Raw genomic sequence first — 26,841 nt, 5'->3', positions numbered from 1 at the left:
GGTTCTCCATCATCTATGGCAAAAGCAGAGACACAATGGGGGGCCAGATCAGCAGGACGGAGAGGGCGCAAAGCTGGATGCCGATGAACGGCAGAAAGCCCTTGAAAATATCCGTCAGGCTGATGTGGGGCGGGGCCACCGATTTCAGATAGAAGGCGGCAGGGCCGAAGGGCGGGCTGAGAAAGCTTACCTGCATGTTCATACAGAAGACCACGCCAAACCAGATTGCCACATGACGCGGGTTCAGCTCGCCGATAAGTCCGATTTCCTCGATGGGCAACCGCTGCACAATGGGCAGGAAGACCGGGATGATCAGCAGCACGATGCCGACCCAATCCATGAAGGCCCCCATAAAGAGCAGGATCAGCATCATCGCAAGGATAATGCCCATGGTTGGCAAATCGGAGCCCACGATGAAATCGGCTACATAAACCGGCCCGCCCGCGATTGTATAGGCCCCGGCGAGGGCTGCTGCACCAATCGTGACCCAGATGATCGTCCCGGTGGATTTGAGCGTGCGCATCAGGCTGTCCCACACCAGATCAAAGGAGGCCTCGCCGCGGAAAATCGCGATGACGAGCACTGCCAATGCTCCCATACCGGCGGCTTCGGTGATGCCGGTGATGCCGCCATAGATGGATCCCAGCACGACGCCGATGACAACGATGGGTGGCACAAGACCTTTACCCATGGACCATCCCAAAGCGGTCCGGGCGCGACCCAAAACACCAAACATCACCACAAAGGAAGCAACAACCGCTCCGCCAAACCAGGGCAGGTAGTCCGCGGTTCCATAGGCAATGGCGTCGCCCGTTTGCGCCGCATTCTGACCACTGAGTTCAAAGAACAAGGCACGCAGGAAGAGCGCAGAGCTGAAACCTGCAACCAGAACGCAGAGGAATGCCAGGAACAGTTTGAACTTCTCCATGCCGTAGGGCTCGCCTTCGACCGGGTCGGGCAAAGGGGCGTCTTGCGGGCGGAGTTGTGTGCGTACGATGATGTAAAAGATGATGAAAGATGCCAGCATGAAACCGGGCAGGAACGAGGCGGTAAACAGCGCCTTGATCGACGTCTCCGTGATCAGCCCATAGATGATCAGAACAATCGACGGCGGGATCATCGTCCCGAGGCTACCCGAGGCGCAGATCGTGCCGATTGCAAGGTTTTGACTATATCCCAGACGAAGCATTTGCGGGAGCGCGATCAGACCCAATAGCACAACCTCTCCGCCAATGATCCCCGACATTGCGGCCATGATAACAGCCATGATCGAGGTCACGATGGCGATGCCGCCACGAGTGCGGTTCAGCCAGACATTAAGGGAAGAATACATCTCTTTGGCGATGCCCGAGCGTTCCAGCAAGGCGGCCATGAAAATGAACAGCGGAATGGATATGAGGACATAGTCCGTTAACAGCCCGTATATTTTCTGCGCCAGAATATTGAGCGGCCCGGTACCGGGTCTGCCGGTCAATATGCCTTCGCCAAAGGTCCAGGGCGCTGTCAGTAGGGCCGGTTCAAATTTCATGACAAGCACCAGTACCGACAGGATCGCGGAGGCGAAACCCAGTGGCATGCCGATGGCGAGCAAAAGGACCAGGCCCAGCATCAGGACCAGTGAGATTGTGCCAATATCCATTACTTCTGCTCCGGTTCGTCTGCGCCGACAGCCGCTCGCAGGCGGGCGATTTCGTCTTCGTCAATGTCGTCCGCCGCTGTATGCACGGTGGGTTCGGTGTTCCAATCGGAAATCAGATTGATGACGGCCTGCACGGCCACCATTGCAACGATGAACAGGACGGTCGGTTTCAGGGTTGCCGGGATGGGCGGATTGAAGGCCGATCCATATAGCTCCCATCTGGCGAATTTCTGGAACGCTTCGCCGTAGCCGCCGTAGAAGAGAAAAAACGCAAATGTCACGATCAGCAGCGTCGAGATCACGTCACATACGTGCTGCAAGGTGCGTGGCATGGCGTCATAGATGATGAAAATGCGGATGTGGCTGCGCTGCTGCATGGCGTAAAGCCCGGCGCAGAGGAAAATATATCCAGCCAGCCAGAGCGACAATTCATTGGCCCAAAGCGTGCCGGATGCCAGAACATAGCGGGTGAAAACTTCGTAGAGCATGACGCCCATCAACACCACGACCAGCATCATCGTAACGCGACCAACAAAGACGGCGGTGCGATCCAGTGTTCCCCAGGCTTCGAATTCCATGGGGGCCCGGCGCACTGTCAGAATGCCGATGACGGCCAAAACGGGTATCAGAAGTAACGCGATAAGATCGATGATATCAATATGCGTGCCCATGACGACGGGCATATTCGGGGCCACGTCGACGCGGGCAAAATGGGCCGCTAGCTGGTCGCCGTGCCCACCCCAATCCAGTATGAAAGCAGGCATATGCCAAATGACCCAGCCGCCGCAAAAGATGAAGCCAAGCGGCACGATCCATTCGATCAGGCTTCCTGATTTTTCCTGCATGATGTCCCCCACCAGATTGGCCGCTGATTATTGTTGTCTGGGCCAGAAAGATTCAGGCCCTGCCTTTGCGAGCAGGGCCTGAATTCAGGTCATATTAGTCGGATACCAAACCCAGTTGAGAGAGGTAGGCAAGGTGCGCCTCAACCAGAGCTTTGGCTTCTGGTGTATCCGCGAACTCTGGCCATGTGGCTTGAGCCGCTGCCCGGAATTTGGCCAGTTCCTCAGGTGCCCACTGAGACAATGTAACGCCTTGTTCACGCAATTGCGCCGCTGCTTCTGCGTTCTTTTTCTCAAACGTCAGCGCCGTGCGCAGTGCAAGAGCTTCCATCGTCACTTTCATGATCTTCTGATGGTGCGCGGGCATTGCGTCGAACACGGCCTTGTTGCAGGCCAGGTGATCGGACGGCATGGAGTGGAAACCGGGGAAGTTGGCATATTTTACGATGTCGTAAAGTCCCAAGCCCACGTTATTGGCGAGGCCTGAAGCGTCAGCCCCATCAATGATGCCTGTTTCCAGAGCCGTAAAGATTTCAGTGAAATCCATCACGATCGGCTGTGCACCGAGTTTTTCAAAGATCTTGGTTTCCATGCCGGGGGGCGAGCGGAACTTCCAGCCTTCAAAGTCGGCAACTTTTTCGATCGGCTTGCCGGACGCAAAGGATTCCTGACCGTAGACCCACCAACCGATCAGCTCCATGCCGAATTTGTTGTAAAGTGGTGCCGCCGCCTCACGTCCACCGCCGAAATAGAGCCAGCTGAGCTGCTGATAGGGGGTCTCATAGCCGCCCATGATGTCGCCAACAAACTGGAACGCGGAGTTCTTGCCTGTCTGATAGCCACCGCCCGTCATATCACAGTCGAGAATGCCGGTCGCGGCGGCATCAAATGTTTCCACCGGTTTGACCACAGAAGCGCTGTAGAACATTTCGACTTCGATTTCGCCGTTCGACATGTCCTGAATGTCTTCTACGTATTGAGCAGCCAGTTTGCCGGATACGGTTTCAGGCGCGTAGTGCGTCTGAATGCGCAGCTTTGTTACGGCGTGGCCATCTGCCAATGCAGATGTCGCAGTCAAAGCTGCAAGAGCGGCGACAGTGGCCGCCTTTTTCATCAGTTTCATTGTTGTCCTCCCAGACGTTGAGCGCACGTATAAGTTGGGGCTTTGAAATCCCGTTCGTGATTACGCTAACGGAACGTTAGGCTGAGGCAGCAGGCACACGCAAGAAAATATTTTATTTTTCAGGAATTTTGAGATTTTGTTTGAATTTCGAATTTTTGACGGTATCAAAAATAACGCATGGGGAGATAGAGATGGGTGCTCAGGACGCTGATATTTTTGACGACATGCGTCATCGCCTCATCACAGGAGAGTTTGGATACGGTAGCAAGTTACGCGCCGAAAAGCTACGCCAGGATTATAATTGTTCGGCCAGTACGGTGCGCGAAGTTCTGTTTCGCCTGTCCACCGTGGGCCTGGTGGAGTTTCAGGAACAGCGTGGTTTTCGTGCGCCACATCAGTCACTTGAGCGCCAGCATGATCTCACGCAGATGCGCATCATGCTGGAAAGTGAAGGGGCCTGTTTGTCGATCAGAATGGGAGGCGTGGATTGGGAATCCCGGTTGACAGCGGCCCACCACAAACTGTCACACATCGAGACACGCGTGCGCTCGTCAGGTGATGTGATTCCCCTTTTGGGGCTGTGGAGCCGCGCTGAGCAGGAGTTTCATGAGACGCTGATTGATGCGTGTGATTCGAAACTTCTCAAACGCACACATCAGGTCATCTACGAGCAATTCCGCCAACAGCTTGTCTCCGCAGAAACCAACTACGGCTATTTCCCCGAGAACATTCGGGAGCATCAGGCGATTCTTGATGCGGCGCTTGAACGCAACGAGGACCTGATGCGCGTGCGCATAAATGATCATCTGGCGCGTAACCTGATGAAACCGATTCCGGAAAAAACTCAAGTAGAGGCGGCAGGTAAATCCTCGGCAATATAGGTTTGAACAATCTCATCGAAACTGCTCTCTGCCCGGAACCCGAGCTTGATGGCGCGGGTGGGGTCAAAATTGCGGGGCCAGCCTTCCACTATTTTGATGATATCGGGGTCAGGCTGCGGTTTGATCAGATTGACGGCCTCTTGTCCGGCAGCGGCGCGCAGGGCTTCAATTTGCTCGGCAACCGTGCAGCTCAATCCGGGAAGATTAAGCGCACGTCTGCCTTCCAGAAGGTCAGTATCCAACCTGGCCGCATGGATGAGAAAGCCCGCAGCAGCCTTGGGCGATGCGTGCCAATGACGTACCGTATCATCAACGGGTAGAATTGCTTCCTCTCCGTTCAGCGGTTCACGGATGATGCCGGAGAAGAACGACGACGCCGCGAGGTTTGGTTTTCCCGGCCGAACACAAATGGTGGGAAGCCGAAGCGATAGACCATCGACAAATCCCTTGCGGCTGAAATCTGTCAGCATCAGCTCGCTAACAGCTTTCTGGGCGCCATAGCTCGTTTGCGGCGCTGACAGGAAAAGGTTGTCGATTTTCTCGGGGAAAGGACCCCCGAACACCGCAATGGAGGAGGTGAAAACGACGCGCGGCACGTAGGTGCCTCCAGATGCGTCATGTTCGGCACGAAACGCTTCCAGCAGATGCCACATAGACATCATGTTGATGTCCCAGCTCTTGGAGAAGTTGGTTTCGGCCTCGCCAGAGACAATGGCCGCCAAATGGAACACAATATCCGGTCGCGCTGCCGCAAGTTGCTGTGCGGCACCCGTCTGCGACAGGTTGCCGATTTTCTGTTTCGGACCGGCAACCGCACCTGTTGGAAAGGCCACGTCAAAAAGCGTGATATCCAGCGCACCGTGATCTTCCAATCCGTCGCGTACCAGCTGGCCTGCCAGTTTTTGGCCAACCATGCCGCCGCCCCCGATGATAAGTATTTTTGTCATGTCAGCAGTCCATTTCGGGATTTGAGTTCTAGGTAGAGGCCGGAGTGATCTTTGTCAGCACCGTTCATCGCATCAATGAAATACTGAAATCGATCCCGCACGTTTTCCGTTGCAGGCAGGTTCAGGTCTAAATGGCGCGCCTCATCGAGCGTGTTGTTGAGGTCTTTCACCTGGAATTTTGTCAGGCCGCCGGGTTCAAAATCACCATTTGTCATCCGCGCCCCGTGTTGCTGGAGGATCGTGCTATCCGCAAATCCACCCTTGAGCGCTTCGCGAACGGCAGCCGGGTCCGCGCCGCCCTGCTCAACCAGTAACATGGCCTCGGCAACGGCACTTATGGTCACGGCGACAATGGTCTGATTGGCGAGTTTTGATAACTGCCCCGCGCCGGACGGACCCACATGTACCGGGCGCCCCATGGCTTGCAATACCTCGCGTGCCGCGGCGAACGTGTCGGCGTCGCCACCAACCATGATCGCCAGAGCCGCGTTTTCTGCGCCTTTGGTGCCACCGGACACCGGTGCATCCAGATGGGCGATCCCAAGGTCTTTTAGTTTGCTGGACTGCTCACGCGCGTGCTCCGGCTTGGCGCTGGACATGTCCAGCCAGATCGCATTTTTGGAGAGCGCCCTCTGCACTTCTTCGTCTTCGATCAGGGCCCCGGTTGCGAACCCGTCAGAAAGCATCGTGATGACAAACTCGGCGCTCGTGATGGCCTCGACCGGATTGGTCGCCAGCGTGGCCCCATGAGCCACCAGCGGTTTGGCGCGCGACGCACTGCGGTTCCAGACTGTCAGGTCGTGCCCGGCCTTCATCAGGTTCAAAGACATTGGGAAACCCATGAGCCCTGTTCCAATCAAGGTGATCTTGCGCGATGTCGTCATTTTGTGGCCGTCCTGTGATGTTCGTCTTTCAAAGCTGTGGCCAAATCCATGGCTGTGTCATACGCTAACGTAAACCAGCCATTGGACCAGCCCGTCTGATGGTTTTTTGACGAAGACAGCAAAAAGCATGCGCCATGGACAGGGGACCAATGCAATCCGCAGAGGGTCTCTGGCGAATTGCGACGGGGGAAAAACATGTCAGGGCAACGACTTAGTGGTAAACGCGCGCTGGTAACAGCCGCCGGTCAGGGCATTGGCCGGGCAAGCGCAATTGCAATGGCCGCCGAAGGGGCAACGGTTGTTGCGACAGATATCAACGCAGATGCGCTTTCCACGATTCGCGAGGCGAATCACGAAAATATCGAAATTTTCGAACTTGACGCGCGGAGTGACGAGAGTGTTGCCGCCGGGATTGCTCAGGCGCAACCGGATATCCTGTTCAATTGCGCGGGCTTTGTTCACCACGGGACCGTGTTGGACGCGACAGACGATGAATGGGAGTTCGCTTTTGACCTGAACGTCAAATCGATGCTCCGCACGATCCGCGCGGCACTGCCGGTTATGTTGGGAAAAGGTGGCGGGTCGATCATCAATATGTCTTCGGCCTGTTCGTCCGTGATCGGCGCGCCCAATCGGTTTATCTACGGGACCACCAAGGCCGCTGTGATCGGGCTGACGAAATCAATTGCTATCGATTATGTAGCCAAGGGGATCAGGTGCAATTGTATCTGTCCGGGAACGGTGGAAAGCCCAAGCTGGCATGACCGCGTGGACGCTTTGGGCAAAGAGCTGGGCAGCAAGGAAGAAGCGCTTAAACAATTTGTGTCGCGCCAGCCCATGGGCCGCGTGGCCACCGCCGAAGAAATCGCAGCCCTTGTTGTCTATCTTGCAAGCGATGAAAGTGCGTTTACAACAGGACATCCCCATATCATCGACGGAGGCTGGTCGGGCCAATGAAGAAAATCGGCATCGAAAACTTGCGGTCACGCAAATGGTTTATGAATCCGGACAATCCGGAGATGACCGCGCTCTATCTGGAGCGATATCTGAATTACGGCCTGACGCGCGAAGAGCTGCAATCGGGCAAGCCAATCATCGGGATCGCGCAGACCGGCAGTGATCTCAGCCCCTGCAATCGCCATCATCTGGAGCTGACCAAACGGGTGCGCGACGGCATCATCGCGGCGGGCGGGACATGCATCGAGGTGCCCGTGCATCCCATCCAGGAAACCGGCAAGCGCCCCACGGCCATGCTGGACCGAAACCTTGCCTATCTGTCACTGGTGGAGACACTTTTTGGCTATCCGCTGGATGGGGTGGTGCTGAACATCGGGTGTGACAAGACCACGCCTGCCTTGTTGATGGCCGCAGCCACGGTAAACATTCCGGCGGTCGCCCTGTCTGTTGGACCGATGTTGAATGGGTACTTCCGTGGCGAGCGGACGGGGTCAGGCACAATCGTGTGGAAGGCCCGCGAAATGCTGGCTGCCGGTGAAATTGACGACGATGGGTTCATGGAACTGGTGGCGTCTTCCGCGCCGTCGGTGGGGTACTGCAACACCATGGGGACCGCGACGACCATGAATTCGCTGGCCGAAGCTTTGGGCATGCAACTGCCGGGCTCTGCGGCAATCCCCGCGCCCTATCGTGAGCGTGGCCAGATCAGCTACGAAACCGGTCGGCGGATCGTCGATATGGTGTGGGAAGACCTGCGACCTTCCGACATCATGACACGGGAAGCATTTGAAAACACGATTGTTATCAACTCCGCAATTGGCGGGTCCACAAACGCGCCCATTCACCTCAATGGCGTGGCGCGCCACCTGGGCGTGCCGCTTGATAACAACGACTGGCAGAAAATCGGTCATGACGTGCCCTTGCTGGTGAATTTGCAGCCCGCTGGCGAGTATCTGGGCGAGGATTATCAGCACGCCGGCGGTGTGCCAGCGGTCGTTGGCGAATTGATCGCCGCCGGTTTGCTGCCGCATCCGGATGCCATTACGGCAAATGGCAAGACCATGGCGGAAAATTGCGCTCACCGGCGCAGCGAAGATACCAAGGTGATCAAACCCGCGTCTGACCCGCTGAAAGCGCAGGCCGGGTTCATCAATCTGACGGGCAACCTGTTTGACAGCGCGATCATGAAAACCAGCGTGATCAGTGATAATTTCCGGGCAAAATACCTCTCCAATCCCGATGACCTGAACGCCTTTGAAGGGCGTGCGGTTGTTTTTGACGGGCCGGAAGATTTCCACCATCGCATTGATGATCCTGCCGAAAACATTGACGAGGATTGCGTCCTGTTCATGCGGGGTGCTGGCCCCAAGGGGTATCCCGGCGGGGCGGAGGTCGTGAACATGCGCCCGCCGTCCTATCTGTTGAAAAAGGGGGTCGAAGCGCTGCCTTGCGTGGGTGACGGTCGCCAATCGGGGACATCTGGCAGCCCGTCGATCCTGAACGCCTCGCCAGAGGCGGCGGACGGTGGCGGTCTGGCACTTTTGCAGAATGGTGATCGGGTGCGGATCGATCTCAACAAATGCACGGCGGATATGCTGGTGCCATTGGATGAGTTGGCTGAACGCGCCCGTCAGTTTGAGGCAAACGGCGGCTATGACGCCCCTGCTAGCCAGTCGCCCTGGCAGCAATATTTCCGCGAAAAAGTTGGCCGCTTCGATCAGGGGATGATCCTCGAGGACGCAGACAAATACCAAGACATCGCCCGCGCTTCTATGCCGCGCGATAACCACTAAGGAAGAATAGATGAAACTTGTACGCTATGGCGCAATGGGCGCTGAAAAACCTGGATTGCTGGACGCTGCGGGGACGTTACGCGATCTTTCGGCGCATGTTGGAGATATCGCGGGTGATGTGCTGTCGGATGCCGGTCTGGAAAAGCTGCGCGCCATTGATCCGTCGACCCTGCCGGAGGTGTCGGGCAGCCCGCGCATCGGTGCCTGTGTCGGCAACATTGGCAAGTTTCTGTGTATCGGTCTGAATTATTCGGATCATGCAGCGGAAACCGGTGCGGCGATCCCGGAACACCCGATCCTGTTTTTCAAGGCGAATTCAGCCGTGGTGGGTGCTTATGACGATGTTTCCATGCCGCGCGGCTCGACCCATACGGATTGGGAAGTGGAATTGGGCGTTGTCATCGGCACCACGGCCAAATACGTCAGCAAGGAAAACGCGCTGGATCACGTTGCGGGCTATTGCGTCGTCAATGATGTCTCCGAGCGGCACTTCCAGACGCAGCTGACCGGGCAATGGACCAAGGGGAAATCCTGCGACACATTCGGCCCGACAGGTCCGTGGCTGGTGACCCGTGATGAGGTGGCCGATCCGCAAAACCTCGCCATGAGCCTTGATGTGAACGGTCAACGTATGCAGACGGGCAATACATCCACCATGATCTTCACCGTGGCGGAGGTCATTGAACATCTCTCGGGTCTGATGACGCTGTATCCGGGGGACGTGATCACCACGGGCACACCGCCCGGCGTTGGCATGGGGATGAAACCCGACCCCGTTTACCTTAAGAAAGGCGATGTGATGGAACTGACCATCGAAGGTCTGGGCCACCAGCGGCAAACCGTGACCGAGGACAATTGAGCATGGCAAATCTATTTATGATTGGCAGTGCCACGGATGTGATGCTGGAGCGTCTTGGAGAGAAGTTCACCATTCACCGGGCATCGGACATGGATGATCCGCAGGCCTGGCTTGATGAAAACGGGGCTGGCGTGGACTATGTCGCGACCAACGGCCATGATGGCGTGAAACCGGCGTTTATGGCGGCTTTGCCAAACCTCAAGGCGATTAGCTGTTACGGCGTCGGGTACGATGCCATCGACACGAACGCCGCCCGGGAAAAGGGCGTGGTGGTCACCCATACGCCCAACGTTCTGAACGCCGAAGTCGCGACAACCGCCGTGATGCTGATGATGGTCTGCTACCGCGAATTGTTGCGCGATGACGCCTATGTGCGTGCAGGCCGGTGGGAGAAAGAGGGCAATGCGCCGCTGACCCGCTCGGTGGACGGGCAAACTGTCGGTATTCTTGGTCTTGGCCGGATCGGTCAGGCGATTGCCGACAAGCTGGCGCCTTTCGACACGACGGTCGTTTACCATTCACGCAGCCCGAAGGATGTGGATTACAAATACTATAGTAATCTCGTGGATATGGCGCGGGATGTGGATGTGCTGATCTGTATCACCCCCGGCGGGCCGTCGACCAACAAGATCGTCAACCGGGAGGTGATGGACGCGTTGGGTCCGCAAGGCACCCTGATCAACGTGAGCCGTGGCAGCGTCGTGGATGAAGACGCCTTGATCGCAGCCTTGCAGGACGGGCGTCTTGGCTGGGCCGGTCTCGACGTTTTTGTTGAAGAGCCCAAGGTTCCGGAAGCGCTGCGCAAACTCGATAATGTCGTATTGTTGCCGCATGTCGGCAGTGCCACGGTGGAAACGCGCGCCGCGATGGGGGCGTTGACCGTGGACAACCTGCTTCAGCATCTCAAAGATGGCACGGTGATCAGCCCAGTGCCGGAATGTGCGGATATGTAGCCGCTGCCCGGCTGAGTGCAAAAACGGGCCTTTTCGGGCCCGTTTTTTCTGGATCAGATGCGCAGGAATTTTTGCGCTATCTTCGGGATCAACCGGTCAAATTGCAAAGGCGCATCCGTGACCGCGAGGCAGATGCAATCCTCATGGATATCCGCCACGGGCGTGTGATGCAGATCGCTGTCTGCGATTTCCACATCACCGCGCGCGAAATAGCCGTCGTCATCCTGAAACGCGCCTTGCAGCACCATCGTCATCTCGGTGCCTTGGTGGCCATGGTCGGGCATGGCCGTGCCCGCCGGAATAAGAAGCAACCGGGCGGATGCTTCCTTCGACGTTGGCAGGATCGCCTGTTTGACGCCCATGCCAACTGGTTTCCAGCGGATGGCATTCAGGTCGCCGCCCACATAGTCGCGCAGCGGTTTAGGTAGTACAGCGCACCCGGTATCTTCAGTTGCGGCCGTTTCAACAGGGCCGCCTGCGATCAAGGCTAAAGTTGCGGCGTAGCTCTCAGCGCTCACCAATGCCTCTTTGCCATCCTGGAGCTGTTCCAGAACTTCGCCGCCCAGGGCTTCAAAGCTTTCGGCCTGTGCCCGGCAGGCGTCGCATAGGGAGAGATGTGCCGCAACCATTAGGTTGAAAGCTTCGGGTAACGCGCCTGCGGCGTAGGCCATAAGCACGGAGTCACTAAGATGGTGTTTGATGTTCTCACTCATGTCATTCACTTCATTACATGGCGCAATCGTTCAAGCGCCAGACGTATTCTCGATTTGATCGTGCCCAGGGGCAGACCGGTTTCAGCGGCGATTTCGCTATGGGTCAGATCCCCGAAATACGCCTTTTCTATCAACTCCCTCTGGGCGCTTGGCAAATCCGCCAAAGCTGCACCCAGCAGTTCCGTTTCTTGTTGCAGATTCAGGATATCCGCCTGATCTGGTTCTTCTTCCGGACCCCAGGTGAGGTCCTCCGGTTCGGGTCTGCGCTGACGGCGCAACAAGTCAATTTTTCGGTTCCGCGCAATCGTGAAAATCCACGTTGCAACGGACGCGCGTGACGCATCAAACTGATGCGCTTTGTGCCACAAGGTCGCCATAACATCCTGCGTGCACTCTTCGGCCAAGGATGCATCCGCGCCGGACTTGATCAAAAACCCCTTCACGCGTGGCGCAAAGTGATCAAACAAATCCGCAAAGGCCTGGGTATCCTTATGGTCCCGGATGCGAGATACATGTTCGACCCAAAGCAATCTGGCTGCTGCATTTTTCGGCGTCACCGGTTGTTTTTTTACCTTTTCATTGCGCACAAACCCGATCGAGTTTGCGCCAGCACTCGCTAGCTTGGGTCGAATTTCAACATTTGCCAACATGCACCGTTTACGCCGCAGGTGCATAATTGGATCAAATTTTTTTGTTTGACACGGGATGCATCCATTTTTCTACGCTCATCGTATACATTCCATCAACACAACGAGTTGCGGACCTTAAAGTGATGCCCTTCGACACCCTCACAGCAACGTCACTTCCTGAAAGCGGGCGTCATGGCAAACCTTTGAGGATTGCCGTCATCGGCGGCGGCATATCCGGTATGGCTGCGGCTTACATGATGAGCAAGGAACATCAGGTGACGCTGTTCGAGGCCGAACCGCGCCTGGGGGGTCATGCGCGGACGGTGGTTGCGGGCAAGAACAAAGATCAGCCCGTCGATACAGGGTTCATCGTGTTCAATTACGCCAACTATCCTTATATGTCGGCGCTTTTTGAACAGCTGGATGTTCCTGTTACCAAGTCGAACATGAGCTTTGGCGCGTCAATTGATGGCGGTCGGCTGGAATATGCGCTGACATCCCTTGATGCGCTCTTTGCACAACGTCGCAATGCGGTAAGCCCGGCATTCTTGGCAATGGTGCGGGATATTCTGAGCTTTAACAAACATGCGTTGGATATTGCGCAAGACAGAAACCTGACCCTTGGGGAGTTTCTCCAGAAGCTTGGTTCCGGAGACTGGTTCCGTGACTACTATCTGTTGCCGCTTTCCGGTGCGATCTGGTCAACGCCAACAGAAAAGATCATGGATTTCCCCGCGCATGCGATGATCGAGTTTTTCAAGAACCATGCGCTGCTTGGGGTGACGGGGCAGCATCAGTGGTACACGGTCGATGGCGGTTCCATCCAATATATCCGCAGACTGGAGAGCGCTCTGCGAGACCGGGACGCGCAATTGCGTCTTGGGACGGCTGTCAAATCCGTCATGCGTCAAGCCGGACGTGTGATCGTTCAGGCCTGGCAGAGTGATCCGCAGGAGTTCGATGAGGTGATCCTTGCGACCCACTCAGACGACAGTCTGCGCCTTCTTGGGGATGCGTCGGATCAGGAACGGCAGGCCCTGGGGGCAATCGCCTATCAGCCAAATGACATCATTCTTCATGCGGATGAGACGATTATGCCGAAACGACGTAAAACATGGGCCAGTTGGGTCTATACGGAAGATCAGGCGGCGCAATCTGACCGAATTGACCTGACCTACTGGATGAATTCGCTGCAACCCATTCCGAAAGATGATCCGCATTTCGTGACCTTGAACACCAAACGCACGATCCGGGAGGAATTGATATACGATCATGTCACCCTGCGCCATCCGGTCTACGACCTGGCAGCACTGGCTGCGCAGAAAAAGGTGCAATCCTTCAATGGCACGAACAACACCTGGTTTTGTGGCGCCTGGATGAAAAACGGATTTCATGAAGATGGACTATCGAGCGCCGTTGACGTTGTCCGTGCCCTCCAGGAAAGACACAACCAGAAAATTGCAGCCGAATGACACGGCAAGCTGATCATATCGCCGGCCAAACTTTTCATGGACGCAAGGGCGCTGCGGAAAACGCCTTCCGCTATTCCGTGGACTATGTTCTGATGGACGCCGAGGCAGAGGTACGCACACCTTACCTGTTTTCGCGGAACAAGCCCGGGTTGACGTCATTGCAGGATATTGACCATGGCGGTGCGCCGGGTGTGGGTCGCGGCGCCGGTTGGGTGCGCGACGTTCTTGAGCGCCATCAGATCACCGGTGTTGAAAAGATTGAGCTGCTGGCACAGCCGCGTATGTTGGGGCATGTCTTCAACCCTGTCAGTTTCTGGCTTTGTCGGCGGGCGGACGGAGCCCTGATCACCGTTATTGCTGAGGTCAGCAACACTTTCGGAGATCGTCATAGCTATCTGTGCCATCACATGGATCTCAGGCCCATTACACCCAGCGATACGCTAACGGCGGCGAAAATATTCCATGTTTCGCCGTTCCAGCCGGTTGAGGGCGGTTACACGTTTCGCTTCGACATCACCGACGCACGCATCGGCATCTGGATAGATTATTCAAGAAAAGACGGGGGATTGATTGCAACCCTCACCGGCAAGCGTAAACCTCTGACCAATGGTGCGATATTGCGTTCGGCACTGCGACGTCCGTTCGGTGCGCGGCGTGTTCTGGCGCTGATCCATTGGCAGGCGTTTAAGCTCTGGCTGAAAGGCTCAAGGTACCGGGTGCGCCCGGTTCCGCCCGAAAATGAGGTTTCCCGGTGACGCAAGCAGCCGAACGCCTTCCGGCATATTCTCTCTTCGCGGCATTGCTTTCGGCAGCCGGGTTGCCGATCTACATCCACGCTCCGAAATTCTATGTGGATGAATATGGCGTCTCTCTCGCGGCGCTTGGTGCGGTCTTGTTCGGGCTGCGACTGCTGGACGTTGTGCAGGATCCCCTGTTGGGAAAGCTGTCTGAGAAAATGCGGGACAGGCGCGCGATCTGCGTAACCATCGGCTGTGCTGTGATTGCCGTCGCCATGATTGGATTGTTCGCCATTCCTCCGCTGCTCCCCCCCCTGGTCTGGTTTGGCCTGACACTCACGCTTGTTTTTTCCGCATTCAGTTTCCTGACCATCAATTTTTATGCGCAGGGCGTCCTGAAGGCCGCGCGGCTATCGGGAAAGGGCCATCTGAAACTGGCGCGGTGGCGGGAAAGTGGTGCGTTGATCGGGGTTTGTATTGCCGCTGTTGCACCAGTCGCTTTGGCCGCTTACGTGGCCTCTCCCTTTGCCTGGTTCGCAGCAGGTTTCTGCTGTCTGGCTCTACTGGCCGCATTGGTTATGGGACAGGAATGGAGTTCCGCAGGAACGCCCCCGGCCACCGGTTTTGGAACGGTGCTGAAAGATAAGCTGGCGCGCCGGTTGTTGCTGATCGCATTGGTGAATGCGGCCCCTGTCGCGGTCAGCTCAACCCTGTTCCTGTTTTTCGTTGAAAGCAGACTGGACGCACCAGGTCTCGAAGGTCCGCTGCTTTTGGTATTTTTCCTGTCGGCCGCCGTGGCTGCGCCTGTCTGGGGCAGTCTGGCTGAGCGCTTCGGGGCCAGAGATGTGCTGATCCTCGCCATGATCCTTGCCATTTGCGCATTTGGCCTCACGTTAACCCTTGGTCCTGGAGATTGGGTGCTGTTTGCGATCATATGTGTGGCGTCGGGAGCGACATTGGGGGCCGATCTGACGTTGCTGCCCGCGATTTTCGCACAACGTCTGGCGCAAATTTCACCCTCCGCAGCAGAAGGTTTTGGACTTTGGTCATTCGTGTCGAAACTGACGCTTGCCTTTGCGGCGGTGACATTGCTGCCCTTGTTGGAGCGCGCAGGCTTTCAGAGTGGTGCTGCGTCCAACAATCCCGAAGATACGCTGGTATTGCTCGCATTGCTCTATGCTGCCGTTCCATGTGCCCTGAAGCTGGTCGCGGTCGCTCTGTTGGCGGTGACCAATTTGAGAGAGGTCTGAAAAATGAGTGCTTGGGTTTACGTGATCGCGGGTATCGTCCTTGGTCTCATCGCTGTTTGGCTTGCCGGTCGTATGTGGGGCTTTGCGGCGCAAAAACCCGAGGACTATGAAGACGCAGGGCCAGAATTCGATTTGCGGGAGCATCTCAACGGCCCGATACTCTGCGAAGGCGTGATCTATGGACCGTTGGGTCGCGTGAGCAGCCGGTTTGTAGCCGAATTTCATGCATCCTGGTCAGGCAATGCAGGCTCCATGAAAGAGCGTTTTACCTATGATGATGGCAGCACCCAGGATCGCGAGTGGCATCTGACGATGGAAGACAATGGTGCCATTCGCGCGACTGCTGATGATGTCGTAGGAAATGGCATTGGGTGTCAGACCGGCCCCACGGTTCAGTTGAAATACAAAATCCGGCTACCCGAGGCCTCCGGCGGGCATGTTCTCAACACTGTCGATTGGATGTATCTCACACCCAATGGCACCATCATGAACCGGTCGCAGTTCCGCAAGTTTGGTATCAAGGTTGCCGAACTCGTCGCCACGATGAGACCCAAGGAAGCCCGATGAAATCCTGGAAAGGCAAGCGCTACTGGCTTGTGGGGGCCAGTGACGGGCTGGGTGCTGCTTTGGCAAAACGCCTCAGTCTCGCGGGCGCGCATGTCATCGTCTCTGCGCGTTCCGAACAAAAGCTGCAAAACCTTGTCGATACATTGCCAAATGAAGGCTCCTTTCAGACCATTGATGTGTCGAGCGACAAAAGCGTCACCGAGGCAGCCGAAGCGGTCGGACGCGTTGACGGTGTGGTGTTTCTGGCGGGCGTCTACTGGCCTTTTGGGGCCGAAGCCTGGAACGCGGAGCAGGCCACGGCGATGGCGGACATCAATTTCACCGGGTTGGTGCGTGTCATGGGGGCGATTGTTCCGCCCATGGTGACCCGGGATGAAGGGCATATTGTCATTACCGGCAGTCTAAGCGGGTTTCGGGGTTTGCCCGGATCCATCGGTTACACGGCCTCAAAGGCCGGGACCATGTCGCTGGCCGAATGCATGTATGCTGATTTACGCGACACCAGTGTGCAGGTTCAACTCGCCAATCCCGGTTTCATCAAGACCCAGTTGACCGACAAGAACGACTTCAAGATGCCATTTATCATGACAGCAGAACAAGCCGCAGAAGAGATGTTCAAGCAGATGAATACCGACAAGTTCAAGGTCAGTTTCCCGCGCCTGTTCTCCTTGGTGTTCCGCGCGAGCCAATTTCTTCCAGATTGGCTGTATTTCCGGATTTTTTCCTAAAGCTTCGCGATATGCTCATCGAAGGTTGCACGTGCTCGGGTCCAGACCGGCGCGTCAGGTTCAGCGAGAGATTTGAGAACAGGTAATAATTGTTCTGCATAATCCTTGCTACTTTCCAGCGGCAGCAATGAGGGCAGATTATCAATGGCAGTGACATCCAATACCGGATGCTCATGGACGCGCAGGACCGGCATTTCCCAGCTGGTGGTCTGATCATATACTTTAATTGGTGAAAAATCGCTGTCAGGGTCACAGGCGATGTCTGCAATAACGCTCAGTTTTCTGGGCTGCTTTATGGCCTCCACCGGGACAAATACAGGTGTGCCGGGTCGCGCCAGCACACAGTTGAAAAACAGATCATGCGTCAGAACTTCCGGGAAGGGGCCACCGCTTGCGGTTTCGGCCAGATCCCATTTTGTTGTTGCAACCCCCATCTCGGCGCATAGATCAGCAACGCCAGAGCCTACGCGTCCTTGCGCACCAATGATCAGAGCATTGGGACGGTCGGTTTCGGTGGCGTCAAGATCGGCCTGCAAGTCAGAGAGCAGGTGGGCGGATGTCTCATAGGCACCGAGCGCAACGGCAAGCCTACCCGTTTGCTGCGCCACCCAGCATTTCAGCGCCACAGCAGCTCCCGCATACCCCGCCCAATACCCGAAGGCCGCAAGCCTGCGTCCTTGCGCATCTGTGAGATACTCGAGATCGAGCAGGGTCCCGCCGCCTTTCCGGAACCGCCGCAGCAGGCGCAGCCCGGCAGGCTGGCCTTTGAACGCATGGCCAAACATGATGTGGCGATGGATCAGCGGGCTGTCTTCCTCTGGCAGTTCTTTCAGACCAAAAATGATGGTCTCTTGGGGAGCATCCGGCCATGTGTAGCTCTTGGCCATGGTACATCCCATCTGCGCATAAGCCTCATCGGCGATGACACGACTGGGTGATCGTTCGACGGTCACATCGATGCCCACTGCCATGAGCGCGGCGGCACCTTCTGGTGTCAGGCCAACGCGGGTTTCATTGTCACGCTGCTCGGCGCGAACCCAAAGATGTGTCATTCAGAGCATTCCCTTCGCTGTCACGGCCTGCACGGATTTTCGGGCGCGCATACGGTCCAGAAACACGCCGATTTCCGGGAACCCAGCCATATCGACGCCGTCTCCCGCAAGCCAGCTGCAAATCATGAAGGCGTGCGGATCGGCTAACGAGAACTGAGACCCCATTACATAATCGCCCTGCAGACAGTGATCTGTAAAATACTGTGCGCTTTCGGTCATTGTTTGCGGCACTTTCGATTTCATATCATCGAAGCTGGATTGTTCTGTGGCCCAGCGATGACCGCGTTGCTTGTGGGCATGGTTCACATGCATCGTCGCTGCCAGGTAGTACATAATGCTGCGCATTTCAGCGGCGCGGGCGGGGTCAGAGGGCACCAGATCAGCCTGTGGCGCCATCGCCGCGATGTAATCAAGCAGCGCCCCGGTTTCCGTCAGGATCGTCCCGTCGGCTGTCTCCAGCGCCGGGACGCGACCCTTTGGATTGACCCGCAGATAGGGTTCTTTGGTTTGTTCTGCGGATTGGAAATCCACGCGGATCGGTTCATAGGCCAGCCCGGCTTCTTCAAGGGTGATCGCGACGGCAATCGATATCGTCCGCGGAGCATAATAGAGGCGCATGATCTGTCCTTTCAAACATGGGTTTGAGCGTAGTGTCTGTCTGGGTTTTCCAGATGCGGGATGGCGTTGAACATGGTGGGTGACAGGGTGCCGCCGATGGGAAAGAGCCTGTGTTGCGAGGTGTTGTAAATGGCCAGTGCCATATGCGCCATGGCCTGAATATCAAGCCTGAGAACCTGGCGCATGACCATTGAAATCAGGCCACCCGAGGTGACGACAAGCGCAGGGCCATCCCCTTGTGCGATTTCCGTGATGGCCGACATGACCCGACTTTCGAAATCGACGAACCGTTCTGGCGCGCCTTGGATTTCGCCCTTTTGCCATGCTGCAAAAACCTGTGGCAAATGCGCGGTGAACGCTGCCTGATCCTGGGGAAAGGGAATGCCCTTTTCCGTTTCCAGCGCCCGGGCAAGTGTCAGATACTCCAGCTCATTCAGACGCGCATCCGCAATTGGCGTCAGGCCGGTATTCATCGAAGCGGCGGTTTCCTGGTGTCGTTTCAATGTGCCGGTATAAAGCCGTGTATGGTGTTGATTTTGTACGCGCATGTGCTCGCCAAGCCACTGAGATTGCTGGTGTCCCAAACTGCTCAGCTTGTCGTAGCTGGCTTCATCCTGTGCGCCTGAATTTGCCTGACCGTGGCGAATGAGGGTAATGTGCGACATGTCTGCTTTCTTGGCTCCTACCGTTCTTCTAGGCGACTGGTCTCCGGGTTGAAAGGGCAGGCATGGGCAGCGACCGGAAATCCACGCAGGCGGGTGTATCGGGACATTGATTTTCCCATGGGAAACGCATCTGGCGGAAATCTGGTGCGATGTGTCGGGAATAGGGTGCTGAACCAACTCTGTGAACTCTATAGTTCCAGGAGGATTCTGAGGAGACGGGTGCAGATGTCGGGCAAAATTACTTTCACACTGGATGGTCAGGAAGTTCAGGCGGATGCCGGTTTGACGATCTGGGAAGTGGCCAATGGTCGCGGTCTCGTGATCCCCCATTTGTGTCACAAACCGGCCCCCGGCTATCGTCCGGACGGAAATTGCCGTGCCTGTATGGTCGAGATTGAAGGCGAACGTACACTGGCCGCCTCCTGCATTCGCGAACCCTTGGACGGGATGGTCGTGACCACGAATTCAGCCCGTGCGGAAAATGCGCGCAAGATGGTTGTGGAAATGCTTGTCGCGGACCAGCCAGACCAAGAGGTTTCGCACGACAAATCCAGCCATCTTTGGGATATGGCCGCCCTGAACGGTGTCAGCGAAAGCCGCTTTCCCAAGCTGGAAGAGGGGCGCATTCCGCTGCTTGATGACAGCCATGTGGCAATGAGCGTGAATCTGGATGCCTGTATTCAATGCGGGCTTTGCGTGCGGGCCTGTCGCGAAGTGCAGGTCAACGATGTGATTGGCATGTCCGGGCGTGGGCATGATGCCTATCCGACCTTCGATATGGCCGATCCGATGGGGGCCAGCACCTGCGTTGCCTGCGGCGAGTGTGTGCAGGCCTGTCCGACCGGTGCATTGATGCCGTCGACCGTGGTGGATGACAATCAGGTCGGTGACAGCGCGGATTACGACAGCGAGGTTGAAAGCATCTGCCCTTTCTGTGGTGTCGGTTGTCAGGTGTCGCTCAAGGTCAAGGACGGCAAGGTCAAATATGTGGACGGCATCAACGGTCCGGCAAATGAAGGGCGTCTGTGCGTCAAGGGCCGTTTTGGGTTCGACTACATTCACCACAAGCATCGCGTGACCAAGCCGCTCATCCGCCGGGAAGATGCGCCTGCAAAGGGTCTCAATGTCGATCCTGACAACTGGCAAACCCATTTCCGCGAAGCCAGCTGGGACGAAGCGCTGGATTTTGCCGCCGCCGGTATGAAAGGCCGGGGTCGCGAAATCGCCGGTTTCGGGTCGGCAAAATGCACCAATGAGGAAGCCTATCTTTTCCAGAAGATGATCCGACAGGGCTTTGGCCACAACAACGTCGATCACTGCACGCGGCTGTGCCATGCGTCCTCTGTTGCGGCGCTGATGGAGAACGTGGGCTCCGGCGCGGTGACCGCGACATTCAACGAGATCGAGAACGCCGATGTGGCGATTGCCATCGGTTGCAACCCGGTCGAAAATCACCCCGTTGCGGCAACCTTCTTCAAACAGTTCACCAAGCGCGGCGGCAAGCTCATTGTGATGGACCCGCGCGGCGTCGGGCTCAGACGTTTTGCCAGTCATATGCTGCAGTTCCGCCCTGGCACGGACGTGTCGATGCTGAACGCGATCATGCACACGATTGTCGAAGAAGGCCTTTACGACCAGCAATATATCGACGCCTACACCGAAAACTGGGAGGCGGAGAAAGCGCATCTGGCCGATTTCTCGCCCGAAGCCATGGCGCCGATCTGCGGAATCGACGCGGATGTGCTGCGCGATGTGGCCCGCACATTTGCCGGTGCCAAGGCCGCGATGATTTTCTGGGGCATGGGTGTCAGCCAGCATATCCACGGAACGGACAATTCCCGCTGCCTGATTTCTCTGGCGCTGATGACCGGTCAGGTCGGGCGTCCGGGCTCGGGCCTGCACCCGCTGCGGGGTCAAAACAACGTTCAAGGAGCCTCCGATGCGGGGCTGATCCCGATGTTCCTGCCAGACTATCAACCTGTGACGGATGACGGTGTGCGCGCGGCCTTCACCTCTGTCTGGGGAACGGAGGATTTTTCCAATGAGAAAGGTCTGACCGTGACCGAAATCATGGACGCCGTGCACGCAGGCGCGATCAAGGGCATGTATGTGCTGGGCGAAAATCCGGCCATGTCGGACCCGGATGTCGAGCATGCGCGCAGTGCTCTGGCCAAGCTTGATCATCTGGTGGTGCAGGACATTTTCATCACAGAGACCGCGAATTATGCGGATGTGATCCTGCCCGCGAGTGCCTTTGCGGAAAAGACCGGGACCGTGACCAATACCAACCGTCAGGTGCAGATGGGCCGCCCTGCCGTGCCGCCTCCGGGGGACGCGCGCGAGGACTGGTGGATCGAGGTGGAACTGGCCAAGCGGCTGGGGCTGCCCTGGACCTACACATCCCCGGCAGATGTTTTTGCCGAGATGAAGCAGAATATGCGCAGTCTGGAAAACATCACTTGGGACCGTCTGGCTGAACAAAACGCCGTGACGTACCCGTCGCTGAGCCCGGAAGATCCCGGGCAGGCGATTGTCTTTGGCGAAGGCTTCCCACGCCCCGATGGGCGCGCTCGGTTTACCCCCGCCAGCGTGATTGCCCCGGACGATGTGCCGGATGCGGATTATCCGATGATCCTCACAACCGGCCGTCAGCTGGAGCATTGGCACACTGGCTCCATGACACGGCGGTCATCGATACTGGACGGGCTGGAGCCGGAGGCAAATTGTTCACTACACCCCAGCACGTTGCGAAAGCTCGGTGTTGCACCGGGAGAGCATGTCGTGCTGACAACAAAACGCGGCAGCATCTCGATCATGGCGCGCGAGGACCGCGCAGTCGCACCCGATATGGTCTTTGTGCCTTTCGCCTATGTGGAAGCTGCGGCAAATGTGTTGACCAATCCGGCGGTGGATCCCTATGGCAAAATCCCGGAGTTCAAATTCTCCGCCGTTCGCGTGGAAAAAGCCACTGACAGCGTGGCCGCCGAATAAACGCTCGCGCGTAAAGCATTTCTTCAAGGCCGATGTCTATCCTTAAAGGCATCGGGTCAAAGGAGGTTGCTGTCAATGCGGAAACTATTAGGTATATTCGCGTTTTTTTGGGCAACGGATGCGGCCGCTGACTACCAGTATTGGGACTACAAGGACTGGACCGTGGCTGTCGAACGGGTGGACACGGGTGAAGATCTGCGGATCACCTGCACGGCATCAACCGGTGGCGATGGTGATCCCAGCCTGGCGATAACACTATCGAACGGTGACGCAGCACCACCCTATTTCTACCCGGGTCCGGAGCTGCTTGAACGTGCGCCGCGTGGATACACGACGATGATGACAGATGGCGCGCGGGTGATGTTCGAGTTCGATGTTGACTGGCGCACCGAAGGCTTCGTGACTGCCGGATATGATGCCGAAGGCTTCGCACAGGCAATCGCACGGGCGCATCAGAACGACAGCTTGGGGTTGCTGCAAACAATGCGACGCGCAGGCATGTTGTGGATCACGCTGGACGGCGAGGTCGTCTATGCGGCATCGCTGTCAGGTTTCACCGCCGCTTACGGCAAAATGGCGGAGCAATGCGGATTTCCGACAGTTGGCGTGATCGACTGACCTTCATTTCAGGCGCTTGTAAGGGTATGAAAAACTATCCCGACCCAGCCGGATATGCCAGATGATCAACCCAGACCGATTTTTGTCCGATCTTCATCAATTACGCAGCTTTGGTGCGTCAGGCACCGGCAAAGGGGTTGTGCGCCCGGCCTATTCGGATCCGGACATTGCAGCGCGTTGCTGGTTGGCGGACAGGTTTGCCGATGCGGGATTGCAGGTTGAAATTGATCCGATGGGCAATGTCTTTGGTCTGGCGTGCGCGCCGTCCATGTTGCTTGGGTCACATTCGGACAGCCAGCCGGAAGGCGGTTGGCTGGACGGCGCTCTGGGCGTGATCAGCGCATTGGAAATCGCTCGAAGCTGCAAAGAAAGCGGCGGACCGGCGGTATCTGTGGTGTCTTTTCAGGATGAGGAGGGGCGTTTCGGTGTCACGACCGGCAGTGCAGTCTGGTCCGGCCATCTGGATCAGGAACGCGCGGATGACTTGACGGATCATTCCGGGATAACCCTGCGCGAGGCGCGCGCAACCATGTCTGATATGGTGACAGGCCCAGTCAACCCGTCGCAATTCAGCGGCTTTATCGAAATGCATATCGAGCAGGGACCGACACTCGACACAAGCGGCGACATCATCGGTGTGGTGACTGGTATCGTCGGCATCCGCGACATGAAAATCACCTTTGAAGGGCAACAGAACCACGCCGGCACAACCCCCATGGCCCTGCGCCGCGACGCTTTTCAGGCGGTCTCACATTTCAATATGTTGCTGAATGACCGTCTGCAAAATGTGGTGACGCCGCAGACGGTCTGGACAATTGGCCACATCACGCTGCATCCGAATGCGTCATCCATCGTGCCGGGGCGTGCGACATTCTCGATGCAGTGGCGCGACGCTGATGCGGATCGGCTGGCGCGTATGGAAGAGATCATCCGGAGCACGGCGGATGACGTGGCGCAGATGAACGGCATGGCGCTGTCCTTTGGTCCGATGTTGGGTCTGGAGCCCGTCGCAATGGCTCAAGGGCTGGTCGATGCCCTGAGCGATGCAGCCCGGAACATCGTGCCGGATGCCTGGCGCAAGATGCCGTCGGGCGCTTTGCATGACGCAACAAATCTGTCGCGCCTGATGCCCGTCGCCATGCTTTTTGTCCCGTCTATTGATGGGATCAGCCATGCCTTTCAGGAAGACACCAAAGAAGAACATCTGGTTGCAGGTCTGCGGGTGCTGAATCATGCCGTCAGAAGCCTCTGATCAGGTTGAGCACGACCCAAGCCTACATCCAATCGACGTCGCCCAGAAAGATATACCCCGCCCCGTAGATGGTTTTGATCAATTGCGGGTTTTTGGGATCTTCGCGTAGTTTGGTACGCAATCGCGAGATTCGCACGTCCATGGCGCGATCAAAGCTCTCGCTGGCGGCACCCCCCAGATTGTCCTGCATCTGCGCCCGGCTGATCAGGCGTTTCGGGTTCTCAAGAAACAGGCGCAGAACTTCACCTTCGGCATGGGAAAATCCGGTCTGCCCGCCATCTGCGTCTTCCATCACATATTGATCGAAAAAAACGGTCCAGCCCGCGAATTGCGCCGTTTTGCCGACAATCTGCTCCGCCTTGGTGGTGCGAAGCCGGGCCCGAATGCGCGCAACAACTTCCGCCGGATCGAAGGGCTTGATGATGTAGTCATCGGCACCAAGCTCAAGGCCCGTCACCTTGTCCTGCACCAGTGCCCGCCCGGAAATGATGATTACGATGGCGCCTTGCTCAAGGGCAAGCTTGTGCACCAGCGTCAGCCCATCGGTGTCTGGCAGCGACAGATCGACAAGGCATACATCCGGGGTGAATTTTGTGAGTGCCGTGCTAAATTCCTTGGCGCGCGCGAAGCTCAAGGTGCGATACCCGGCTTCCTCAAGTGCGTCCGTCAGCATGCTTCGGATGGCCGGTTCATCGTCAAGGATGGTGATAAGCGGCGCGGTCATGCGACGATTTCTTTCGCGGATTTTGGTGCCAGCAAAGCTTGCAAAGTGTCCGATGAAAATGGCTTTCGCAACAGCGGCGCTGCTCTTTGCGCGGCCTTAAACAGTGGATCCTCTGCCGGCAACGAAGTCATCAACAAGATCGGAATACCGGCTGCCAGACGATTTGTCAGATCAATACCCGTCGCTTCGCCAGCCAGCTGAACATCCGACAGGACGAAGGCAATTTCAGGCAGATCCGCTAACAGCGCCGTGGCTTCATCCGCGCTTGTGGCCTCAATGACGGAATGGCCCAGATCAGTCAGCATGTCCCGGTAAACCGACCGCAAGTCGTCGCGATCTTCCACCAGCAACACAAGGCCCATCGCCGCGCTCAACGCGGGTCGATAGGGCAGGCGAAGGGTGACCCGCGCGCCGGTCTGGGTGTTTTCGAGCCGCAGATCACCTCCGGCAAGCTTGGTCATGTCATAGACCATCGGTAATCCGAGCCCGGAGCCTCCGGCACCCTTGGTGGTAAAGAATGGATCAAACCCTCGGCTGAGGGCCTGTTCTGAAAACCCCGGCCCGGTGTCCTCGACCTGCCACTCGATCCAGGTGTCATGCACGACTTTCACGGAAACGCCAATCTTGCCTTTCGTACCGCAGGCGTCTCTTGCGTTGAGGATCAGGTTAAGCAAGCTATCCGTGGCCATCCCGGCATCCAGCATGACCGGACGATCAGGCGTTGTGTCGGTTACCACGAGTGTGATCGCATCGGGCAATGTGGGCTCCGCCAGTGTGCGCAGGTTGGCCATCATCTGCCTGACTTCGGTTGCTTCTGGCCGAAGGGAGCGCTGCGCCGTCATTCCGGCGATGCTGCCCAGCAGGCTCCCTCCGCGCTGTGCTGCTGCCAGGGTTCCATCAATCAGTTCGGCGGCTTCCTGTGGCAAACCCTCAGCGCGCTTCAGCTTTGACTGCAACCCAAGGATGATCGTCAAAAGGTTGGAGAAATCATGCGCAAGACCAGAGGTCATTTGAGCCGCCAGCGCGCGCCTTTGGGTCTGCTGCATGGCCACCCGTACCTGCATTTCGGCAGTGACATCCATCGACAAGATATACGCGCCACCCCGGCTGTCCGGCGTGAATGCCGCCCGAATGCGCCGGGCGCTGGCGTCATCGGTGAACTCAAATACTGACGGATTGCCGTCGAATGCTTTCTCGAGGTGTGGCGCGATCCGATCATAGGCGGAGGTCCCCAAAGCGGCGCTGATATGCATGCCGCGAATGTCTGAAGGTCGTCCCGGGATCACGGCGTTCAACTGGCGGTTGGAATAGGTGTAGGTTCCCGACGCGTCCACATGGGCGATATGGGCCGGCATCATTTCGGTTGTCAGACGGGTGCGCGCCTCGATTTCCGTCAACTCGCGTTTGGCCTCCTCAAGGGCTGCGTTCATGGCGGCGAGTTCGCGGTTGGTAGAAGAGAGTTCTTCGGCGTAATCAATCAGTTGACCCGATAGCTCCTCGGATCTGGCTTGCAGCAACGCTTCCTGCTGCCGTGTCCGCGTGATGTCGGTGTAAACCGTGACCCATCCGCCCTGCTGCAATGGCGCACCTTCCACGCTGATGATCCGTCCGTTCGCGCGTTTGCGCTCCATGTAATGCGGCTCAAAGGCGAGGGCCTGATCGACACGTTCGGCCACGAACCCGTCAATATCTGCGACGTCGCCATATTCACCGCGCTGAACCAGATGACGGATGGTGTCTTCGAATGTCGCACCGGGTGTGACCAACTCATCGGGCAGCTCAAACATGCGCTGGAACGGAACGTTACATACGGCCAGTTTCAGATCAGAATCGTAGATCGTCAGGGCCTGACCAATCAGGTTGAGACCCGCCGCCGTCAACTCTTGTGTCCTGTCCGGGGAGATGGCCAAAGGATGCTCCTGAGGGTGATTGTTTGCCACCCGAGCC

At 57.1% G+C, this 26,841-nt stretch carries 25 protein-coding genes; 13 read left to right on the top strand and 12 right to left on the bottom strand.

The features are described 5' to 3' along the window. Nucleotides 1–13: 13 nt before the first annotated feature. The 3 genes from ACOTTU_RS08115 to ACOTTU_RS08105 all read right to left on the bottom strand — a co-directional run bounded on the left by ACOTTU_RS08115 (nucleotide 14) and on the right by ACOTTU_RS08105 (nucleotide 3,604). Nucleotides 14–1,639: a TRAP transporter large permease gene (locus ACOTTU_RS08115; RefSeq protein WP_298915444.1), complete on the bottom strand. Its 1,626-nt coding sequence runs from the start codon at nucleotides 1,637–1,639 to the stop codon at nucleotides 14–16. Then, nucleotides 1,639–2,484: a TRAP transporter small permease subunit gene (locus tag ACOTTU_RS08110; protein WP_298915442.1), complete on the bottom strand. Its 846-nt coding sequence runs from the start codon at nucleotides 2,482–2,484 to the stop codon at nucleotides 1,639–1,641. Before ACOTTU_RS08110 ends, ACOTTU_RS08115 begins: the two co-directional genes overlap by 1 nt. A 94-nt stretch (nucleotides 2,485–2,578) precedes the next feature. Next, complete coding sequence (locus ACOTTU_RS08105; protein ID WP_298915438.1) at nucleotides 2,579–3,604, bottom strand: TRAP transporter substrate-binding protein; 1,026 nt, start codon at nucleotides 3,602–3,604, stop codon at nucleotides 2,579–2,581. A 191-nt stretch (nucleotides 3,605–3,795) separates the two neighbouring features. On the opposite strand from ACOTTU_RS08105, the gene ACOTTU_RS08100 reads away from it, so the two are divergent. Beyond that, a complete protein-coding gene (locus ACOTTU_RS08100; RefSeq protein ID WP_298915435.1) occupies nucleotides 3,796–4,485 on the top strand; it encodes a GntR family transcriptional regulator in 690 nt (229 codons plus the stop codon). Here the strand turns inward: ACOTTU_RS08100 and denD are convergent. After that, on the bottom strand, nucleotides 4,449–5,432 hold the full coding sequence (denD, locus tag ACOTTU_RS08095; protein WP_425657210.1) for a D-erythronate dehydrogenase: 984 nt from the start codon (nucleotides 5,430–5,432) through the stop codon (nucleotides 4,449–4,451). The genes ACOTTU_RS08100 and denD overlap by 37 nt on opposite strands. Beyond that, the gene (locus ACOTTU_RS08090) at nucleotides 5,429–6,316 is read right to left on the bottom strand and encodes an NAD(P)-dependent oxidoreductase (protein ID WP_425657208.1); all 888 of its coding nucleotides are present in this window, start codon (nucleotides 6,314–6,316) and stop codon (nucleotides 5,429–5,431) included. Before ACOTTU_RS08090 ends, denD begins: the two co-directional genes overlap by 4 nt. Before the next feature lie 195 nt (nucleotides 6,317–6,511). On the opposite strand from ACOTTU_RS08090, the gene ACOTTU_RS08085 reads away from it, so the two are divergent. Genes ACOTTU_RS08085 through ACOTTU_RS08070 form a run of 4 tightly spaced genes read left to right on the top strand, consistent with a single transcriptional unit; the run spans nucleotide 6,512 to nucleotide 10,878 of the window. Beyond that, the gene (locus tag ACOTTU_RS08085) at nucleotides 6,512–7,273 is read left to right on the top strand and encodes an SDR family oxidoreductase (protein WP_425657206.1); all 762 of its coding nucleotides are present in this window, start codon (nucleotides 6,512–6,514) and stop codon (nucleotides 7,271–7,273) included. Continuing rightward, nucleotides 7,270–9,066, top strand: coding sequence for an IlvD/Edd family dehydratase (locus ACOTTU_RS08080; protein WP_425657205.1), 1,797 nt, complete (start codon nucleotides 7,270–7,272; stop codon nucleotides 9,064–9,066). The genes ACOTTU_RS08085 and ACOTTU_RS08080 overlap by 4 nt, the downstream gene beginning before the upstream one ends. A 10-nt stretch (nucleotides 9,067–9,076) precedes the next feature. Next, nucleotides 9,077–9,925 carry a fumarylacetoacetate hydrolase family protein gene (locus ACOTTU_RS08075; RefSeq protein WP_425657203.1) on the top strand — a complete coding sequence of 283 codons (849 nt, stop codon included), beginning with the start codon at nucleotides 9,077–9,079 and terminating at the stop codon, nucleotides 9,923–9,925. A gap of 2 nt (nucleotides 9,926–9,927) precedes the next feature. Beyond that, nucleotides 9,928–10,878, top strand: coding sequence for a 2-hydroxyacid dehydrogenase (locus ACOTTU_RS08070; RefSeq protein ID WP_425657201.1), 951 nt, complete (start codon nucleotides 9,928–9,930; stop codon nucleotides 10,876–10,878). Between the two features lie 53 nt (nucleotides 10,879–10,931). Here ACOTTU_RS08070 and ACOTTU_RS08065 read toward each other — a convergent pair whose 3' ends face one another. Beyond that, a complete protein-coding gene (locus ACOTTU_RS08065) occupies nucleotides 10,932–11,591 on the bottom strand; it encodes a ChrR family anti-sigma-E factor (protein ID WP_425657199.1) in 660 nt (219 codons plus the stop codon). A 5-nt stretch (nucleotides 11,592–11,596) separates the two neighbouring features. Next, nucleotides 11,597–12,121, bottom strand: coding sequence for a sigma-70 family RNA polymerase sigma factor (locus tag ACOTTU_RS08060; RefSeq protein ID WP_425657748.1), 525 nt, complete (start codon nucleotides 12,119–12,121; stop codon nucleotides 11,597–11,599). Nucleotides 12,122–12,363: 242 nt separating this feature from the next. Here ACOTTU_RS08060 and ACOTTU_RS08055 point away from each other — a divergent pair, with 242 nt between their 5' ends. Genes ACOTTU_RS08055 through ACOTTU_RS08035 form a run of 5 tightly spaced genes read left to right on the top strand, consistent with a single transcriptional unit; the run spans nucleotide 12,364 to nucleotide 16,974 of the window. Then, nucleotides 12,364–13,692: an NAD(P)/FAD-dependent oxidoreductase gene (locus ACOTTU_RS08055; protein ID WP_425657197.1), complete on the top strand. Its 1,329-nt coding sequence runs from the start codon at nucleotides 12,364–12,366 to the stop codon at nucleotides 13,690–13,692. After that, nucleotides 13,689–14,447 carry a DUF1365 domain-containing protein gene (locus ACOTTU_RS08050; RefSeq protein WP_425657196.1) on the top strand — a complete coding sequence of 253 codons (759 nt, stop codon included), beginning with the start codon at nucleotides 13,689–13,691 and terminating at the stop codon, nucleotides 14,445–14,447. The genes ACOTTU_RS08055 and ACOTTU_RS08050 overlap by 4 nt, the downstream gene beginning before the upstream one ends. Further along, nucleotides 14,444–15,679, top strand: coding sequence for an MFS transporter (locus ACOTTU_RS08045; protein ID WP_425657194.1), 1,236 nt, complete (start codon nucleotides 14,444–14,446; stop codon nucleotides 15,677–15,679). The genes ACOTTU_RS08050 and ACOTTU_RS08045 overlap by 4 nt, the downstream gene beginning before the upstream one ends. A gap of 3 nt (nucleotides 15,680–15,682) precedes the next feature. Then, on the top strand, nucleotides 15,683–16,246 hold the full coding sequence (locus ACOTTU_RS08040) for a DUF3833 domain-containing protein (protein ID WP_298915398.1): 564 nt from the start codon (nucleotides 15,683–15,685) through the stop codon (nucleotides 16,244–16,246). Continuing rightward, complete coding sequence (locus ACOTTU_RS08035) at nucleotides 16,243–16,974, top strand: SDR family NAD(P)-dependent oxidoreductase (RefSeq protein ID WP_425657192.1); 732 nt, start codon at nucleotides 16,243–16,245, stop codon at nucleotides 16,972–16,974. Before ACOTTU_RS08040 ends, ACOTTU_RS08035 begins: the two co-directional genes overlap by 4 nt. Here the strand turns inward: ACOTTU_RS08035 and ACOTTU_RS08030 are convergent. From ACOTTU_RS08030 to ACOTTU_RS08020, 3 genes are read right to left on the bottom strand one after another with little or no spacing between them, the layout of a single operon-like run. After that, nucleotides 16,971–18,026, bottom strand: a complete 1,056-nt coding sequence (locus ACOTTU_RS08030) for a saccharopine dehydrogenase (RefSeq protein WP_425657190.1) — start codon at nucleotides 18,024–18,026, stop codon at nucleotides 16,971–16,973. The genes ACOTTU_RS08035 and ACOTTU_RS08030 overlap by 4 nt on opposite strands. Beyond that, nucleotides 18,027–18,644: a glutathione S-transferase family protein gene (locus ACOTTU_RS08025; protein WP_425657189.1), complete on the bottom strand. Its 618-nt coding sequence runs from the start codon at nucleotides 18,642–18,644 to the stop codon at nucleotides 18,027–18,029. 11 nt (nucleotides 18,645–18,655) lie between these two features. After that, nucleotides 18,656–19,309: a histidine phosphatase family protein gene (locus ACOTTU_RS08020; protein ID WP_425657188.1), complete on the bottom strand. Its 654-nt coding sequence runs from the start codon at nucleotides 19,307–19,309 to the stop codon at nucleotides 18,656–18,658. A gap of 225 nt (nucleotides 19,310–19,534) precedes the next feature. Here ACOTTU_RS08020 and fdhF point away from each other — a divergent pair, with 225 nt between their 5' ends. From fdhF to ACOTTU_RS08005, 3 genes are all read left to right on the top strand, one after another. Beyond that, nucleotides 19,535–22,300, top strand: a complete 2,766-nt coding sequence (gene fdhF, locus ACOTTU_RS08015; RefSeq protein ID WP_425657187.1) for a formate dehydrogenase subunit alpha — start codon at nucleotides 19,535–19,537, stop codon at nucleotides 22,298–22,300. 75 nt (nucleotides 22,301–22,375) lie between these two features. Then, the gene (locus ACOTTU_RS08010; protein ID WP_425657185.1) at nucleotides 22,376–22,918 is read left to right on the top strand and encodes a hypothetical protein; all 543 of its coding nucleotides are present in this window, start codon (nucleotides 22,376–22,378) and stop codon (nucleotides 22,916–22,918) included. A gap of 61 nt (nucleotides 22,919–22,979) precedes the next feature. Then, nucleotides 22,980–24,170 carry a Zn-dependent hydrolase gene (locus tag ACOTTU_RS08005; protein WP_425657184.1) on the top strand — a complete coding sequence of 397 codons (1,191 nt, stop codon included), beginning with the start codon at nucleotides 22,980–22,982 and terminating at the stop codon, nucleotides 24,168–24,170. 22 nt (nucleotides 24,171–24,192) lie between these two features. On the opposite strand, the gene ACOTTU_RS08000 is transcribed toward ACOTTU_RS08005, so the two are convergent. Together ACOTTU_RS08000 and ACOTTU_RS07995 are read right to left on the bottom strand one after the other, a co-directional pair. Beyond that, entirely contained in the window at nucleotides 24,193–24,894 is a 702-nt protein-coding gene (locus tag ACOTTU_RS08000) for a response regulator transcription factor (RefSeq protein WP_425657182.1), read from the bottom strand. Further along, a complete protein-coding gene (locus tag ACOTTU_RS07995; protein WP_425657180.1) occupies nucleotides 24,891–26,804 on the bottom strand; it encodes a PAS-domain containing protein in 1,914 nt (637 codons plus the stop codon). The genes ACOTTU_RS08000 and ACOTTU_RS07995 overlap by 4 nt, the downstream gene beginning before the upstream one ends. Nucleotides 26,805–26,841 lie beyond the last annotated feature (37 nt).

Source organism: Roseobacter sp. EG26 (assembly GCF_049830555.1).
GTDB lineage: Bacteria > Pseudomonadota > Alphaproteobacteria > Rhodobacterales > Rhodobacteraceae > Roseobacter.
The sequence above is the reverse complement of the archived record's forward strand: the minus strand, read 5'-3'. Positions and strand labels throughout refer to the sequence as shown.